Source organism: Aquifex sp. (assembly GCF_056494385.1).
Genome location: NZ_JBSLZM010000114.1, coordinates 20,203 through 35,965 on the forward strand (window position 1 = coordinate 20,203; position 15,763 = coordinate 35,965).

Below are 15,763 nucleotides of genomic sequence, written 5' to 3' on the forward strand. Positions count from 1 at the left end.
AAGTTTTTCAAAATTTATCTCGTTGAAGAACTTCCAATCGGATGAAAAAAGGAGCGCAGAAAGAATCAGGAAGATATAACCTCTAAGTAAGTTCCTACCCCCTTACCGAGATTAACGTTAAAGCCCAGTTCTTTAAGGGCAAGCTCAACAGCAGAAAGGACGTGCACCATATCAAGAAAGTCCATACCCATATGGGATATACGAAAGATTTTTCCCTTCAGCTTTCCTTGACCTCCCGCCACCCTTACACCCATCTCAAGAAGGGCTTTCCTTAAGCGGTCTGCGTCTACACCATCAGGAGGAAGAACGGCGGTAAGGGATATTACCGGGTTTTCGGGGAAAATTCTGCATCCGAGTGTTTTTAACGCTTCCCTCGTTCCAATGGCCATTTTCTCGTATTTTTTCTCAACATTTTCCATTCCTACATCGTTCAGAATTTTTAAGGACTCCCTGAGCCCAAGAATGAGACTTATTGCAGGAGTGAATGCCGTCTGTCCTTCAATTTGTTTCTTTAGCTCGCTCTTTACCGAGAAGTAGTAAGCTCTCTCGTTCAGTTTTTCTTTTGCTTTTTCCGAGAACCAGAGCATAGAAAGACCGGGGGGTAACATAAAGGCCTTCTGGGAACCTCCGACAACTACGTCCATTCCCCACTCTTCGGGGTTAAAGTTGTAAACACCGAGAGCGGTTATAGCGTCAACTACGAGGAGTGTATCCCTTTCCTTTGTTATCTCTCCGAGAGCTTTAATGTCGTGGTAAGCTCCCGTTGAGCTTTCGGACATCTGAACGAGAACTCCCTTTACGTTTTCTTTTTTCACTATATCTTTAACCCTCTGAGGGTCTACGCTCTTTCCCCACTCAACCTTAAGCTCTATTACCTCAAGTCCCCATTTCTTTCCGAGCTCAGCCCATCTTTCTCCGAACTTCCCCCCGACTACCGCCACTACTTTATCACCGGGATTAAAGAAGTTCTGAACAGCGGCCTCCATAGAACCCGTTCCCGAAGAAGCGAAAAATACGAAGTTATCCGAGTTATTGTTCAGGAGTTTCTTGAAAAGCTCCCTTGTTTCAAGAAAAGCCTCGGTAAACTCCTTAGTTCTGTGGTGTATAATCTGCCTTCCTAAAACTTCCCTTATCCTTTCGGGAATCTCAACGGGTCCCGGTGTAAAAACCCTTTCTCCTTTAAAGTTGTAAAACTTCATACTATCTCAAGGCCGGAGAATATGAAGCTTATCTCATATTTTGCACTTTCGGGAGAGTCAGAAGCGTGTATCGCGTTCTTTCCTTTGTCGGTTCCGAACTGAGCCCTTATAGAGTTCGGAGCTACTTTCCTTGCCTCCTCGCTGTCCGTGGGTCCTATAATCTCCCTTACCCTTTTTATAGCGTCTTCACCCTCAAGAACCGCAGCGACTACGGGACCGGAAGACATAAACTCGACCAGTTCCCGGAAAAAGGGTCTTTCCCTGTGAACGTAGTAAAACTCTCCCGCTTTTTCCGGTGTAAACTTAAACATCTTTAAAGCCCGAATCTTAAAGCCTTCCTGTATAAACCTGTCAAGTATCTTTCCAACCGCTCCCTTTTCCATAGCGTCGGGTTTTACTATTATCAGAGTTCTCTCAACAGCCATTTAAACACCTCCGATTCTTGCGAGTTTCTCAAGCTGCGTCTTTACGGAAGTGTCAAGAACGTAAGCCTGTGTCTTGAAAATAAACCCCCCTATTATGGAAGGGTCCTCCTTTACCTCTATCTCTATCTCTCTGTTCAGAAGCTTGTTTATTGCCTTCCTTACCTTTTCAAGGGTTTTCTTATCAAGCTTTCTGGGGAGTATGAGCTCACCTTTTAACATTCTCATTAACTTCTCAAGTTCAATTTCGTAAAGCCTTTTTATCTCCGGAATTAGAGCCATGGCGTTTATATCAATAAGATACTCAAGAACTTCAAGAACTTCCTTCGGGACGTTGTATTTCTTTGAGAGTTCCTCAAGGGCTTTCATCTTGGGCTTTTTATCTATCTGGGGTGAGAGGAAGAAGTTTCTAAGGGTTCTGTCCTTCCTGTATGCACTCGCAAGGGCACCCAGAAAAGCGTCAACGTTTAGTATAGTTTTCTTTTCCTTCGGAATCTTTTTTACTATAAGCCTTACAGCTTTCCTTGCGAGCTCTTTTCTCTTAAGCATTCTTCTCCTCCAGGAGTTTGAGCTGAGCTTCTATATACTTCTTCTGAACTTCCGTCTTTTTGAACTCTTTTGAGAGCATTTCTCTTGCAACTTCTTCCGCCTTCTGAATACCGTAAAGAGCAAGTTCTTCTTTGGCCCTGTTCAGTTCTATCTCTATGGTTTCCTTGGCTTTTTCCCTAATTCTTTCGGAAACCTCTTTTGCGTGCTCTATTATCCTGGCTTTCTCGGTTTGGGCTGTTTCCTGAGCAAGGGCTTTATACTCTTGCGCTTTCTTCTTAGCTTTCTCAAGTTCCTCTTTTGCCTTTATGAGTTCCTCCTTTGCACTTATGAGCTCTCTTTCCGCGTTCACGAGACTGCTAACTATGGAGTTGTAGAACTTCTCAAAGGCTTCACTTATGGGTTTTCTGCCGTAGTAGTAAACTATCCCGAGGAATGCGAGTATATTTAGCCCTTTCCAGATGAGTGCACCGGGAGAGTGCATATCGTGAGCTTCCGCTCCGAAAGAGTAAGCGGTTATTAAAGCCGTTAAAAAGAACAACCTACCCATCACGCCGCCTCTCTGAGAATTTTCTTAACTATCGTCTTTGCTATATCAACAACGGACTTCTCAAGTTTCTTCTTTTCTTGTTCAAGATTTTTTCTTATCTCCTCAACAGCTCTCTTAATCTCCTCTTCTGTTTCCTTTTCTACCTTCTCAATTATTAAACGGGCTTCCTGCTCCGCCTCCTTACGGGAGTTCTCAATTATAGAGTCCGCTTCCTTTTTCGCTTCTTCAAGTATGCGTGCAGCCTCTCCGAGGTAGGATTTTGCCTCATTCCTCAACCTTTCTGCTTCGGAGAGGTTCTTCTTTATTAAGTTTTCCCTTGACTCAATGATGTCGGTATAAGGCCTTACGTAAATGTTGCTGAGTATAAGCATGAATATAACGAATATAAAGAGTTGAACGAATATGGTTGCGTTCGGTATTACACCTATGTCCATTCTTGCCCTCCGCACAACATTATAACAAAACTCACTCCTTTCTCAAAACCTCTATGACTCTTTCGGAAGAAGCCTTCAGGGAAGGAAGGAGAGAAGAAAAGAATGAGAGAACTATCGTTCCGATAAACGTTGCTAAAACGTCCTTAAGCTTTATGTGAACGGGAATGTAGCTCATCATGTATACCTCTTCGGATACCCTTATGAGTTTATACTCGTTTATGAAGTAGCCGAGAACGTAAGCGTTTATTATCCCTAGAAGGGCACCCAACACTCCGAGACTCATACCCACGGAAATGAATATGAAAACTATTCCTTTTTTCTTCATACCGAATGTCTTAAAAACCGCTATATCCCTTACCCTTTCTTTCACCTTAACGAAAAGCAAGCTCGTTATGTTAAAAGAAGCGACGAGAACCATAAGGAGGAGGATAAAAAACAGTCCGAGTTTCTCAAGCTCAAGGGCGTTAAACAGGGGTTTATTTAGGTCTATCCAGGAGCGGACTATCACCGTATTTCCTAGCCTTTTAAGAATTAACTCCTTAATTTCGTTAGCTTTGTAAGGCTCTTTCAGGTAAACCTCCGTTAAGTTAACACCGAAGTCCCGTCTGAAGAACTTTTCAGCCTCGCCTATATCCATAAAAACGAAGGCAAAGTCCTTATCGTATGAACCCGTGTAGAATATCCCCCCTACCCTGTAGCTTTTCACCTTAGGAATAACACCCGTGGGAGTTCTTATCCCGAAAGGAGATACGAGGCTCACCTTCTCCCCCACGTTCACCCCGAGTATCTCAGCTATACCTTTTCCTATAACTAAACCCTTTATTTCTCCCTCAAGAAGGTTTCTTTTTATAAATTTCCTGAAGTTTTTATCGGAAAAATTCGTCGCTTTTACACTCACACTTTGGATAACCCTACCGCTTGATAGAAAGGCGTTGTAAAGCTTAAAGCTGAGGAAGTTCTTTATCCCTTGTATCTCCGAAAGAGTTTTCTTTATATCTTCTTTCTCATCGTCGGAGTAGAGGGTTATCACTATATGGGGTGTGTTTGAGAGTATCTTATTCTTTAGTTCATCCTGAAATCCCGTAAACACGCCTATCGTGAGGAGTATCGCCGATACACTCAGGAATATACCGAAAAAAGCTATGAGGGATATTATCAGGGATGCACCCCTTGAACTGAGGAGGTATCTTAACGCTATCTTTAGGTATATCTTCATAGCATCTTTAGAGATTTTATAATCTCCTGTTGTCTATCAAAGACGTATTTTCTCACCTTATCCTTGTCCTTCGGTGAGTATTCAGCCTCAAAACCTATCCTTATGTAAACTCCTTCCTCTGAGACGTTCAAGTTCCTAACTCTACCCTTTGCGTGTGCAGTTCCATACCCTGGAAGGTGAACATAAAGGTTAAACCACGCGGAGGGGTTGTTCTGGAGAAGTCCTAAGACCTCATCGGCCTTCGGTGTGTTCCTCTCAAGAATCACCCCAACACCCGTCTCACTTACATCTTTTGCATAAACCTTCAGGCTGTAGCTGTTTACGCTCAGTTCAACTATCACGGGTTTTGTGGGGTCGGGTTCTACCCTTACAGCCCTTCTGTCTATGAATTCGGGCTTTTCCCTGAACTCTTCAAACTCAACGACGAGTTCCTTTGTGTTAGCAACAACCTTCCCGTAGGCATACTTATCGTTTACGTTTATGTAAACCCCTGTTTGGGGCTGAAAAGCTCCTTTGAAAACACACTTTCCCCAGGAAAACCCGAGGAGTCTTGAGGTATCATCTATCCAAGAAAGCCTTAACTTAGTTTTCACGGGAAGCTCTTTGAACTTCGTTGATATATCGTACTTCTCCCCTTCTTTAAATATCTCGGAAAGCTTAGTTTCCATACTTTATTAGTTTACGTTTACAAGGTCGGAAACAAAGAGGGGTTTTAAACCGAAGTAAAACTTCCACACCTTAAAGGCGTATCTGTATCCGCAAACTATATAACGACCTTCCGAAAGTTCAAGCTCTAAAGATGAGCTCTCAAAAATTTTTAATTCATTATTTGAGAAAACCTTGACAAGAACGTTCGGATAGGGTGAGTAAACGAAAAGTCTTTTTCCCTCGTTCCACACAAGTGACGGCTTTTCCGAAAAGGATATGAGGTTTATCTCTCTTCCGAGGGCTTTTATAAATTCATCCTTATTCTTTATAGGTTTAGAGCTGAGAAGGAAGTTTCTAAGAAGCTTAAAGGAAAAGCTGTAAGAGGGGAATAAGAACCTTATGCCTACCTCTCTTATGTAGACCTTAACGTGGTGGTCAAGACCGCCTATAATCTTGTTTTCCCACTTTTCTTTTAAGTATTTCCTTATATACTTCTCAACGTCTATAACCTTAACGAAGTTCTCAAGGTATTTCCTCTTCATAAAAGGGTATACAAACGGGGCGAGAAGTAGGTAAAAAAATAACCCCTTTCTGTTTTCAACAAGAGCGTCCTTTAAGTTTATTAGCTCAAATAAATACTCTCTCCTTCTTTCAAGCTTCCATTTATACTTTCTGAAGTGGTGGGATATCACCTTTAACTCCCCAAGTTCTATAAGGTCTCCGAGGAGGTTTCCCTTCTCGTCGTTCAGTTTTTTTTCGACACCTACGATAGTTTTCTCATCTTGAAAATACTTGAAGTGGTCTACCTCGTGATCCGTGATTACCGCAAAATCAAGATTATTCTCGGAGATAGCTCTCTTCACATCTTCGGGCTTTCCGAGGCCGTCGTAAGAGAACTGAGTGTGTATGTGGAAAACGTAAGAGTAAAGAAAAATCTTAGGAGGGTTTATAAGGTTTTCCTTTTTTACAACATTTTTAACAAAGGCTACGGGGTAAAGGTAAAAAACTACAAATGAGATGGGAAAAAGAATAAAGAGGAGAATAATAAACTCCATCTCAGGGAAGGTTCATAACCTTTCTTACTTCTTCCATAGTTTTTTGAGCTTCTTTTCTCGCCTTCTTTGAGTTCTCGTAAAAGAGCTCCTCTATCTCATCAATTTTCTTTTCAAGCTCCCTTCTTTTTTCTCTTATCGGTTCTAAAAACTCCTCAAGGTATCTCAGGAGTGTTCTTTTACACTCTACACAACCCAGCTTTCCCGTTCTACAGTCTTTTTCTATTCTTTCAACCAACTCTTTGTCATACGTAAAGAGTTTATGCCACGAAAATACGGGACATATCTCGGGTCTTCCTGGGTCGTTCTTTCTTATCTTTTGAGGGTCCGTAAACATCTTCATAACTTTCTTTTCAACCTCTTCCTTTGTATCCGCAAAAAAGACTGCGTTTCCGTAGGATTTAGACATCTTCCTTCCGTCCGTCCCCGGTATCTTAGGAGTTTCCGTAAGAAGCGCCTTCGGCTCCGGGAAAACCTTTCCGTAAAGCCTGTTAAAACGTCTCGCTATCTCCCTGGATAGCTCTATATGGGGAAGTTGGTCTTCCCCCACAGGGACCGCCTCACCTTTATAAACGAGTATGTCTGATGTTTGGAGGACAGGGTATCCGAGAAAACCGAAGGTATCGGTTTCGTAAAAGTCTTTCTTTGATACGTTCAGTCTCTTTAGGATTTCGGGCTCTATTTCCCCTTCAAAGAGTGCCTCAATCATCGTCTGGGTTAAGTTCTCAAGAATGTGTTCCCTGAACTTTTCCGGGCTGCTTATCTCAAAAGGTATGAGTCTTAAAAATTCTTCAAGCTTTTCCTTAAGTTTTTCTTTAAACTCTCTTTCAAGGTCCGAAAGCCTCAGAAGGTTATACTTGAGGTCCTTATAGGTGGGATTCAGCTCAAGCCAGCTTTTCGGAGTGAGCATACCGAAAAGAAGACACAGCTCCGCGTGTTCTTTCACGAGGGACTGTATAAATAAAACACTTTTATTTGGGTCAAGACCGAGGGCAAGCCAATCTATCATAACCTCCCTTATGTTCTTTTTCAGTTCCTTAGTATTCTTATAAGCCGTTGTAAGAGCGTGCCAGTCCGCTATGAAGAAAAAGCAGTCGTGTTCCTCCTGAAGCTTTACCCAGTTTCTTATTACTCCGAAGTAATGTCCGAGATGGAGCTTTCCGGTGGGTCTCATACCGCTTACTACACGCATAGGAGATTATTTTAAACGGAAGGGCTAAACTAAAAATTATGAGCGGACAGGTAATTTTTGAGAGCCCAAATCATAAAGTTGTGCTCTTTGAGGAGCTCACCCCCGCAAGTGCGGTTCAAGCAAACCAATACCTGATAGTTCACAACGATGAGGGAATGCTTCTTGACCCGGGAGGACACAAAGTATTTTCGCAACTCAAGAGGGATATATCCGTACACCTTCCTCCCAATAAACTCAGGTATATCTTCCTATCCCATCAGGACCCGGATATAGTTGCAGCACTAAATGGATGGCTTCTCACAACAAATGCGGAAGCCTACATATCAAAACTTTGGATAAGGTTCCTTCCCCACTTTGGACTTGAGAAGGATTTTGAAGAGAGGGTGAAACCCATAGAGGATAGGGGAACGAGAATAGACCTAAACGGGTGTGAGCTTCTTATACTTCCCGCTCACTTTCTGCATTCCCCCGGAAACTTTCAAGTTTACGACCCCTGTTCAAAGATACTTTTCAGCGGAGACTTTGGGGCTTCCCTTAACCAGCCCTACTTCTTTGTGGAAAACTTTGAAGAACACATAAAGTATATGGAGGGATTTCACAAAAGATATATGGCCTCAAACAAAGTTCTCAGGCTATGGGCTAACATGGTGAGAAAACTGGATATAGAGGTAATCGCACCACAGCACGGGGCGATATTCAAGGGAAAGGAGCTGGTGAATAAGTTCATAGATTGGGCAGAAAACCTGAAATGCGGTGTTGATTTGATGAACGAGGATATATACTCAATACCATGAAGGTATTAAGCTTTCTTCTTATTACAATCCTTTTACTCGTAGGGTGTAAGAATAAAAAAGAGTTCAACGGAGTTCTTTACGACAAGCCGGCATATAACTTCTGTCTGAAGACGGAAGAAAACGGGAAGGTGAAAACAGTATGCCTAAAGGATATCCTCAAGGAAAAGGATATCATTCTCGTGTTCTTCGGTTATACCCACTGTCCCGACGTTTGTCCCACTGCTATGTATACCCTAAAGAAGACTATGGATAAGCTTGACGAAGATGAGAAAAAGAGGGTTCAAGTTGTTTTTATAAGTGTTGACCCTGATAGGGATACTCCGGAGCTGGTTTCCAAGTATGCGAAATACTTTGATAAAAGTTTTCTCGGACTCACGGGAACACCCGAGGAGATAAAAGAGGTAGCGAAACACTATAAGGTCTTTTACAAGAAGGTTCAACAGAAAGACAAGAATAACTACCTCGTTGACCATACCGCACTCATTTACCTCATAACCAAGGACGGAAAGATTAAGCTCATATACTCTACGAGCAGACAGAAACCCGACCTCATGGCGGAAGATATAAAGAACCTTCTTTAATGCTGTTTGATTTTTACCTCCTTCGGAACTTTCTCCTCGTTTTCCTTTCCGTAAACCTCGTGAGCGTCCTTCTCGTATCCCTTTATGCGCTGTTAGAGTTTTTACTGGGATTTAAGGAAAAGCGTTTGAGCGTAGCTTTTGAGTATTTTTTTAACCTTCTCCCCCTCAGCTTTTACTACCTTTCCTTTATAACGGTTGGTATATCTTCCCTCGTTTTTCTAAAAAGGATAATTGAAAAAAAGATAGACCTCACGGTTCAGAGTTTCGGTATATCACCCTTTAGGTTTTCCCTTCCGGTTCTCCTCTTTTTTGCCCTAATTTCTTTCGGTTTTCTCCTCGGAAATCAATATCTTTTTCCGAAACTGCTGGGTAATTTATGGTATATAGAAAAACATTACAAAAAGAAACAGAAGGTTTCGGGTGTCATAAAAGACTTTTGGTTTTTAAAGGAAGGAAAATACAGAACTTACTACTACATAGGTAGCCTGAACCTTTCGGACGGCATGCTCATAGATATGGTAGCGATAAAGGTTTTAAGGGATTTAACACCCTTTGAGGAGATAAGGGTTTACACGGGAGTATGGGAAGGTGACGAGATAACCGTTTACCTTGGTGAAGCTTACGACCTAATCAAGGGGGAAAAAAAACCCCTGAGAATGAAAAAAGTAAAGATAGGACTAAAACTAAAGGAGGTTGAGCTGTTCTCAACGAAGATAGACTTTTTAACCTTAAAGGATCTGTTTGTCCTTTACACGAAAAGCAAGGCGGTGGGACTTAATGCGGATACCTACGGAGGGGAACTCTTGTTTAGAACCCTGTTTTCATTTCTTTCCCTTTTTGTATCACTGCTAACTTTTTACTTGTTCTTTAGATGGAGGGATATAAAGAAGGTTAGCGCAGGATTATTTGTAGGACTGCTACTTTTGTGGGGTGTAGTTCTCTCACCTAAGGTTATAACCCAGAAGGCAAACCAGCCCCTCTACCTTTCCCTTATTCCTATAAGTTTTCTTATCCTCCTCTTTCTAAAAGGAGTATACGATCTTCGCAAAGGATTCAGGGTCTAAGCTTGCGGTCCCGACGAGTAATCCGTTTATCTCCTTGTGTTTCATAAACTCCCCAGCGTTTTCGGGCTTCACACTTCCTCCGTAGAGTATCCTCGTTTTACCCTCGTTCTTTGGATTTAACTCCTTCAAGAGATTTCTTATAAAGGTGTGAACTTGGACTGCATCCTCGGGAGTTGCGGGGATTCCCGTCCCTATAGCCCATACGGGCTCGTAAGCTATATCTATTCTGTCAACGTGCTCCTCAATACCGTTAAGAGCGAGCTTTATCTGAGTTTCAACAACCTTAAAAGTCATACCTGCTTCCCGTTCCTCCTTCTTCTCACCAACACATAGGATTGGTCTTATTCCTTCCTCAAGGCATGCAACTACCTTTTTGTGAATTAATTCGTCAGATTCGCCGAATATATGTCTCCTCTCGGAGTGTCCAACTATCACGTATTCACACCCGAGTTCTTTAAGCATAGGTATTGATACCTCTCCCGTGTATGCTCCTTTTTTCTCGTAATAACAGTTCTGAGCACCGAGTTTAACACCCGTTCCTTTAAGTATCTCTGAAGCAACACATAGAGACGTAAATGGAGGGCATATAAGTATCTCCCTGCTTTCCGGATGTTCAACAAATCTCAAAAACTTCTTTAGGTATTCCTCTGTTTCCTTGGGTGTTTTGTTCATCTTCCAGTTTGCGGCTATCAACCTTCTCATAAATTTTCATTCTACCTTTAAAATTTCTTGTTATGAAAATACTCATCACGGGAGAACCCGGTGTGGGGAAAACAACACTGGTTAAAAAGCTCGTTCAAAGACTCGGAAATAGAGCAGTTGGATTCTGGACCGAGGAGGTAAGAGACCCCGAAACCAACAATAGAACAGGTTTTAGGATAATCACGACCGAGGGAAAGAAAAAGATTTTTTCCTCAAAGTTTTTCACCTCTAAGAAACTCGTCGGCTCTTACGGTGTTAACGTTCAATACTTTGAGGAGCTTGCGATTCCGATACTTGAGAAAGCCTACAACGAGGCAAAAAGGGACAAGAGAAAGGTAATAGTTATAGACGAGATAGGAAAGATGGAACTTTTCTCAAAAAAGTTTAGGGATTTGGTTAGAAAGATTATGTACGACCCGACGGTTAACGTTATAGCAACAATTCCCATAAGGGACGTCCACCCCCTCGTGAGAGAGATAAGGAGACTTCCCGGTGCAGTTTTAATAGAACTGAACAAACAGAACAGAGATATAATCCTTGAGGATATATTAAATCTGCTCGGAAAGTAAAAATGGAAAACCTGCTTACCTTTTTAAGAATACTTCTTACATTTCCCGTTGTTTTTCTAATCCTTTCCGAAAACTACAGACTTGCCCTCTTGCTTTATATTCTCGGAGCGATTACCGACTGGTTTGACGGGAACCTCGCAAGAAAGAATAAAAAAGTTTCAAATATGGGAAAATTGCTTGACCCATACGCCGACAAAGTATTTGTCCTGCTCCCCCTTATAGCTCTGGTTGAGGTCGGAAAGGTTAAAAGCCTATGGGTAATTCTTTTAACCTTTAGGGAACTGAGTATATCCTTCCTAAGGAGCTTGGCGGTGGAAAGGGGAATTTATATGGAAGCTTCCCTCCTTGGAAAACTTAAGGCCTTTTTTGAGTTTTTATCCGTTATACTCATACTTGCCGGGATAAAGCTTGGAAATATCCTTCTGGTTATCTCCGTTGTTCTTGCTTACGCCTCTGCCCTCGAGTATATAAAAAGCTTCAAGAAGCAGACAGCTTAATCTTCCCTTCCCCTTATAACGAGCTTTATGGGTGCGTATTTTATGTTCAAATGTTCCCTCAGTTTCTTTATAAAGAATCTTTTGTAATTTTCCTTCCAAGCGTCGGGATAATTGGTTATCAGGACTACAGTCGGAGGTTTTATGCTCTCCTGAAATGCGTAATAAACCTTCACTTCCTTTCCCTTGTATCTCGGGGGAGGTTTCTCACTCAGTATCTTGTGAACAGCCCTGTTGATGAATGAGGTTTTGTGTTGTTTAGTGTAATCTTTGTAAACTGTATCTATCCAGTTTAGAAGATCCTCAACACCCTCGCCCTTTGTGGCAACGGTAAAAGCTATAGGTGCAAAGTCAAGAAAAAAAAGCTCCTTCCTTATTATCGCCTCAAGTTCTTCTTTACTCCACGGAGATATATCCATCTTGTTTGCTACAATTACACACCCCTTATACCTTCTCTCAATTAGTCCCCCTAATCTCTTGTCCTGGCGTGTTGGCCCTTCCGAGGCGTCTATAACAATACAGGAAACGTCCGAGAGTTCTATAGCTTTAATACTCCTTCCCACAGAGAAAAACTCAACCCCGTACTCAACCTTTGAAGGTCTTCTAACCCCGGCGGTGTCTATTAGTATGAAGTTCTTATCATTCCACCTGAAGGGAACTTCTATTGCATCCCGCGTAGTTCCCGCAATGGGTGAAACTATAACCCTTTCGTCCTTGAGTATAGCGTTTACGAGTGAAGACTTTCCGACGTTAGGTCTACCCACGAAAGCAACCTTTATACCCTCTTCAACGGTTTCAACTTTTTCACCCTTGAGATACTTAACTACTTCGTCAAGCAGCTCACCCGTTCCCCTTCCGTGCTGGGCGGATATGGGGAAAACCTTATCAAAGCCAAGGGAGTAAAACTCCGGAACGTTTTTCTCAATCCTTTTGTTGTCAACCTTGTTAACGACAAGTAGTACCTTATCCTTGTAAGGATAAAGAAGTTTTGCTATTTCTTCATCAAGGGGATTTATACCCTCCTTTCCGTCTACAACGAAGAGAATTACATCAGCCTTAGGTATTTCCTTTTCAACGAACTTTCTCACTTCCCTTATTATCTCGTCCTTTGTTTCTGGAACAAGACCCCCCGTATCAACAACGATAAACTCCTTCCCTCCCCACGAGGCCTTTCCCTCAATAATATCCCTCGTTATGCCGGGAAAGTCTTCAACTATCGCATACCTTTTGCCTATAAGTCTGTTGAAAAGAGTTGACTTTCCGACGTTCGGTCTACCGATAATAACAACCCTGTTTCCCATTATGTAATCTCTCCCATCTTATAAGCTCTGAGGAGTTTCCTTTGTTCCTCAAGTATAAAGCTCTCTATAATCTGCTCTTCCTTTCTTGAAATCTCTTCAAACTTTATTCCCATACATACCTTTTTTTCGTAAACGCTTTTATGAACTATTTTTCCAAGTAAATTCATAAATTTATAGCCCTTAAGGGTAAAGTCAAGAAGGATATTCTCCCCTTCCTTTACGTCTACCGTTCCTTCGTAGCAAACCTTTGCTCCCCTCAGGCTTATATCTTCTATTATTCCCTCGTAAGTTTCCTCACCCTCCTTCCTTAGAATCGTAAACTTCACAGGAATTTTTACCTTCCACCTTACGGTTTCCCTGAACTGTATTCTGTTCAGTTTGTCCGTGTGTTTTACAGCTAAAATCATCCTTCCCATCTCCATAAAAATTTTCTCAACGTTTGTCTCAAAGGAGTATCTCGCATCGTTTTCCCTTAGGAAGTAAAACTTAACTTTATCGCCTACCTTTACGCTTATGGGTTGGAGCAGGGCAATGTATAAATACTCCTCATCCTTGTCGTAAACGTATGCGTCAACTTCCTGGTCTCCGACTATTAATTTTCCCGTTTGGTAAACCTCTATGTCCCTCGTAGTTGATAGTGGAATGAACCAGGGTATGGAGCTGAACCTAAGCTTCATCCTTATAGTGGATATGAGTTTTATCTCTTCAGGATTTCCATTCCTTACTATTCTGTCAACAATTTTTTCAAATAAAGCTTTATTTTCAAAAACAAGTGTAGGATTTACGGGAAACTGCCTTACATACTTCCAGAGGAGCTCGGTTTCTTCTTCTGTTAGGTCATAATCCTTAGCCCTTGAAAAAAAAACTTCCTTTATCCTCTGTCTTTCCTTTATCCTCAGATAGATTACCGGAACGGCAACTACTCCCAGGAATGCGGAGAAGACTATGATAAATAAAAGAATCTCCTGGGGGGAAGGCCCCCGAAAGAGGTAACGGCTTGCCTCAATAAAGGTATCAAATCCGGCTTGAGCTTCCATAAATTTTATACATGTTCAAGTATCATTTGTTTTAACGCCTCTTTTGGTTGAACCCCTATTCTCGTATCCACCACCTCCCCGTTTTTAAAGAGGATTATCGTAGGAATAGCCCTAATTCCGTATCTCATAGCTATGTTCGGATTTTCATCGGTGTTCAGCTTCCCAACCTTAATCTGGTCTCCGAACTCCTCCGCGAGCTCTTCAATTATGGGAGCTATTATCCTACAGGGCCCGCACCAAGGAGCCCAAAAATCTACAAGAACAGGTTTATCGGACTGGAGAACCTCTTGGTCCCAGTTTTGTTCGCTAAGCTCAATCACCCTACCTGCCATTTTCCTCCTCCTTAATGAGTAAGTTGTAAAGCTTCTTAACGCGTTCGTCCTTAATATAGTAACATATTATTGAGCCTTCTCTTCTCCAACCTACTATCCCGCGTGCTCTGAGTATGGAGAGGTGTTGTGAAACACTCGGTTGCGAAAGATTTAAAATTTCACCGAGGTTCTTAACGCATTGCTTTCCTTCCATCAGGATGCTTATTATCTTTAACCTTACAGGGTGGGAAAGGGCCTTAAAAAATTCTGCGTACTCCTCAAGCTTTTCATCGCTAAGAATATCTTCCCTAAGCATCCTACTAATAATTTACCAAAAAAATTCTTATTATCTAATATAAGGATATTAGATTTCTTTAAGGACTCTATAAGCTTCCCTGAGTTCCTCTTTGTCCTTAACAGGGGAGTATTTCCACCTCTGGTAAGCTCTGACTACAAATTCAACCTTGTCGTGTATATCGGTTCCCTTAGTTTTTTCCAGAATTCTTTCGGGAGAACGCTCATTAATGTTATATTTTTTTAGCTTTCTCAAGAGTTTTCTGTAAAGGTTTTCCGGAGTCTTTCTTATTTCCCTTAAGTATACAAACATACCTATGGCTAAGGATAAGGGAAGAAGTATGTAATGAAGATTTTCTGATAATTTCCTAGGTATTTCTCCGAGAGATTTTATTCCTAATCTTAGTGTTCTCCTCTGCTTTTCCGCCGTGAAGTTTACAACGTTTTTGTACCAAAAGGTTAAAATGGCATCGTAAATTAGGGAAATTTTAGATATATGTTTAGCACCTTCCGGAACGTAAGGAGGGGTCGTGTCTACTCTTACCCATTTTTTTCCGTCAAAGGCTTCAACCCAGACGTGAGCCATAGCACTTAAAACTATGTAGTAATTGCCGTATTCGTTTTTTATTGCTCCGTGGTATCCGCTAACGAGTCTTGCGGGAACATCCATCAACCTAAGAAGAATAGCGGTTGCGGAAGCAAAAAACTCACAGTTTCCCTTCTTGGAGACAAATAGAAAGTATTCCAGAGGGTCACCCTCGTGTTCTAGCTTTAGGGAGTATCTAAAATCCTTGAAGAAGTTCTTAACCCTCTCTATCTTTTCTTGGGCTGTTCTTGTCCCCTTTGATAACTCCTTCGCCAACTTCCTTATACGCGGAGATATATCCTCGGGAACCTTTAGGGAAATAGCTACAGGTTTGTCTTCGGGAAAAACATCCGAAGAAACTGCCCTTATCCTCAAGGGCTTAGTTATGGGTTTATCAAAGATGTAAACACCTCCCTTTACCCTTTTCGGTTTTTCTAACGTTCCCTCAACGCTCACAACATAGTTGGGGTAATCAAGTGTGGGGAGGTATTTATCGTAAGTAGGTTCAAGGATTATCGTATAAGTCTTCTCGCCTTTTCTAATTTCTTCTTCTCTTTCCTTGATTGTTCTGAACCATTTGTTATTCTTAAAGGTATCAAGAACGGCCAGTCGCCAGTAAGGTTTTTCCTTAAACTCCCGTCCGAACACTCTGAAAACGACCCTTCTGTCAAGTTGTATCTCTCCTACCTTTCCGAGCTCAACCTCATCGGTAAAACCGCTGATTAGTCCCCCCTTTCCGCCTGCTATATCAAACAGAGGCTTATCAACCCT

20 protein-coding genes are annotated in these 15,763 nt (G+C 41.8%); 5 read left to right on the forward strand and 15 right to left on the reverse strand.

Annotated features, from left to right (window positions below; translation table 11 throughout):
- Nucleotides 1-65 precede the first annotated feature (65 nt).
- Genes ACWB1W_RS08505 through trpS form a run of 9 tightly spaced genes read right to left on the reverse strand, consistent with a single transcriptional unit; the run spans nt 66 to nt 7,259 of the window.
- Nucleotides 66-1,199 carry a pyridoxal-phosphate-dependent aminotransferase family protein gene (locus ACWB1W_RS08505; protein WP_479370938.1) on the reverse strand — a complete coding sequence of 378 codons (1,134 nt, stop codon included), beginning with the start codon at nt 1,197-1,199 and terminating at the stop codon, nt 66-68.
- A complete protein-coding gene (ndk, locus tag ACWB1W_RS08510; protein WP_479370939.1) occupies nt 1,196-1,624 on the reverse strand; it encodes a nucleoside-diphosphate kinase in 429 nt (142 codons plus the stop codon). Before ndk ends, ACWB1W_RS08505 begins: the two co-directional genes overlap by 4 nt.
- A complete protein-coding gene (gene atpH / locus ACWB1W_RS08515; protein ID WP_479370940.1) occupies nt 1,625-2,170 on the reverse strand; it encodes an ATP synthase F1 subunit delta in 546 nt (181 codons plus the stop codon). It lies immediately after the preceding gene.
- On the reverse strand, nt 2,163-2,717 hold the full coding sequence (locus ACWB1W_RS08520; RefSeq protein ID WP_479370941.1) for an ATP synthase F0 subunit B: 555 nt from the start codon (nt 2,715-2,717) through the stop codon (nt 2,163-2,165). Before ACWB1W_RS08520 ends, atpH begins: the two co-directional genes overlap by 8 nt.
- Nucleotides 2,717-3,151: an ATP synthase F0 subunit B gene (locus ACWB1W_RS08525; RefSeq protein WP_479370942.1), complete on the reverse strand. Its 435-nt coding sequence runs from the start codon at nt 3,149-3,151 to the stop codon at nt 2,717-2,719. Before ACWB1W_RS08525 ends, ACWB1W_RS08520 begins: the two co-directional genes overlap by 1 nt.
- A gap of 31 nt (nt 3,152-3,182) precedes the next feature.
- Nucleotides 3,183-4,367 carry an FtsX-like permease family protein gene (locus ACWB1W_RS08530; protein WP_479370943.1) on the reverse strand — a complete coding sequence of 395 codons (1,185 nt, stop codon included), beginning with the start codon at nt 4,365-4,367 and terminating at the stop codon, nt 3,183-3,185.
- Nucleotides 4,364-5,035 (reverse strand): PilZ domain-containing protein, encoded by a 672-nt coding sequence (locus ACWB1W_RS08535; RefSeq protein ID WP_479370944.1) that lies wholly within the window; start codon nt 5,033-5,035, stop codon nt 4,364-4,366. The genes ACWB1W_RS08530 and ACWB1W_RS08535 overlap by 4 nt, the downstream gene beginning before the upstream one ends.
- 6 nt (nt 5,036-5,041) lie before the next feature.
- The gene (locus tag ACWB1W_RS08540) at nt 5,042-6,070 is read right to left on the reverse strand and encodes a hypothetical protein (RefSeq protein ID WP_479370945.1); all 1,029 of its coding nucleotides are present in this window, start codon (nt 6,068-6,070) and stop codon (nt 5,042-5,044) included.
- 1 nt (nt 6,071) lies between these two features.
- Nucleotides 6,072-7,259 carry a tryptophan--tRNA ligase gene (trpS, locus tag ACWB1W_RS08545; protein WP_479370946.1) on the reverse strand — a complete coding sequence of 396 codons (1,188 nt, stop codon included), beginning with the start codon at nt 7,257-7,259 and terminating at the stop codon, nt 6,072-6,074.
- Nucleotides 7,260-7,297: 38 nt separating this feature from the next.
- Here trpS and ACWB1W_RS08550 point away from each other — a divergent pair, with 38 nt between their 5' ends.
- The 3 genes from ACWB1W_RS08550 to ACWB1W_RS08560 are packed head-to-tail and all read left to right on the forward strand — an operon-like array spanning nt 7,298 to nt 9,698.
- Nucleotides 7,298-8,053, forward strand: coding sequence for an oxygen-binding di-iron domain-containing protein (locus tag ACWB1W_RS08550; RefSeq protein WP_479370947.1), 756 nt, complete (start codon nt 7,298-7,300; stop codon nt 8,051-8,053).
- Nucleotides 8,050-8,634, forward strand: a complete 585-nt coding sequence (locus ACWB1W_RS08555) for an SCO family protein (RefSeq protein ID WP_479370948.1) — start codon at nt 8,050-8,052, stop codon at nt 8,632-8,634. Before ACWB1W_RS08550 ends, ACWB1W_RS08555 begins: the two co-directional genes overlap by 4 nt.
- Complete coding sequence (locus tag ACWB1W_RS08560; protein WP_479370949.1) at nt 8,634-9,698, forward strand: LptF/LptG family permease; 1,065 nt, start codon at nt 8,634-8,636, stop codon at nt 9,696-9,698. The genes ACWB1W_RS08555 and ACWB1W_RS08560 overlap by 1 nt, the downstream gene beginning before the upstream one ends.
- Here ACWB1W_RS08560 and tpiA read toward each other — a convergent pair.
- On the reverse strand, nt 9,657-10,400 hold the full coding sequence (gene tpiA, locus ACWB1W_RS08565; RefSeq protein ID WP_479370950.1) for a triose-phosphate isomerase: 744 nt from the start codon (nt 10,398-10,400) through the stop codon (nt 9,657-9,659). The two genes, ACWB1W_RS08560 and tpiA, sit on opposite strands and share 42 nt — an antisense overlap.
- 32 nt (nt 10,401-10,432) lie before the next feature.
- Here tpiA and ACWB1W_RS08570 point away from each other — a divergent pair, with 32 nt between their 5' ends.
- Complete coding sequence (locus ACWB1W_RS08570; protein WP_479370951.1) at nt 10,433-10,969, forward strand: NTPase; 537 nt, start codon at nt 10,433-10,435, stop codon at nt 10,967-10,969.
- A gap of 2 nt (nt 10,970-10,971) precedes the next feature.
- Nucleotides 10,972-11,466, forward strand: coding sequence for a CDP-diacylglycerol--glycerol-3-phosphate 3-phosphatidyltransferase (gene pgsA / locus ACWB1W_RS08575; protein ID WP_479370952.1), 495 nt, complete (start codon nt 10,972-10,974; stop codon nt 11,464-11,466).
- On the opposite strand, the gene der is transcribed toward pgsA, so the two are convergent.
- The 5 genes from der to ACWB1W_RS08600 form a co-directional block, all read right to left on the reverse strand.
- Nucleotides 11,463-12,764 (reverse strand): ribosome biogenesis GTPase Der, encoded by a 1,302-nt coding sequence (gene der / locus ACWB1W_RS08580; protein WP_479370953.1) that lies wholly within the window; start codon nt 12,762-12,764, stop codon nt 11,463-11,465. The two genes, pgsA and der, sit on opposite strands and share 4 nt — an antisense overlap.
- Nucleotides 12,764-13,801, reverse strand: coding sequence for a flagellar brake protein (locus ACWB1W_RS08585; protein WP_479370954.1), 1,038 nt, complete (start codon nt 13,799-13,801; stop codon nt 12,764-12,766). Before ACWB1W_RS08585 ends, der begins: the two co-directional genes overlap by 1 nt.
- A gap of 5 nt (nt 13,802-13,806) precedes the next feature.
- Complete coding sequence (trxA, locus tag ACWB1W_RS08590) at nt 13,807-14,133, reverse strand: thioredoxin (RefSeq protein WP_479370955.1); 327 nt, start codon at nt 14,131-14,133, stop codon at nt 13,807-13,809.
- On the reverse strand, nt 14,123-14,428 hold the full coding sequence (locus tag ACWB1W_RS08595; protein WP_459775114.1) for an ArsR/SmtB family transcription factor: 306 nt from the start codon (nt 14,426-14,428) through the stop codon (nt 14,123-14,125). The genes trxA and ACWB1W_RS08595 overlap by 11 nt, the downstream gene beginning before the upstream one ends.
- Before the next feature lie 48 nt (nt 14,429-14,476).
- Nucleotides 14,477-15,763 (reverse strand): transglutaminase TgpA family protein (locus ACWB1W_RS08600; RefSeq protein ID WP_479370956.1); only part of this gene is annotated, 1,287 nt, incomplete at its 5' end.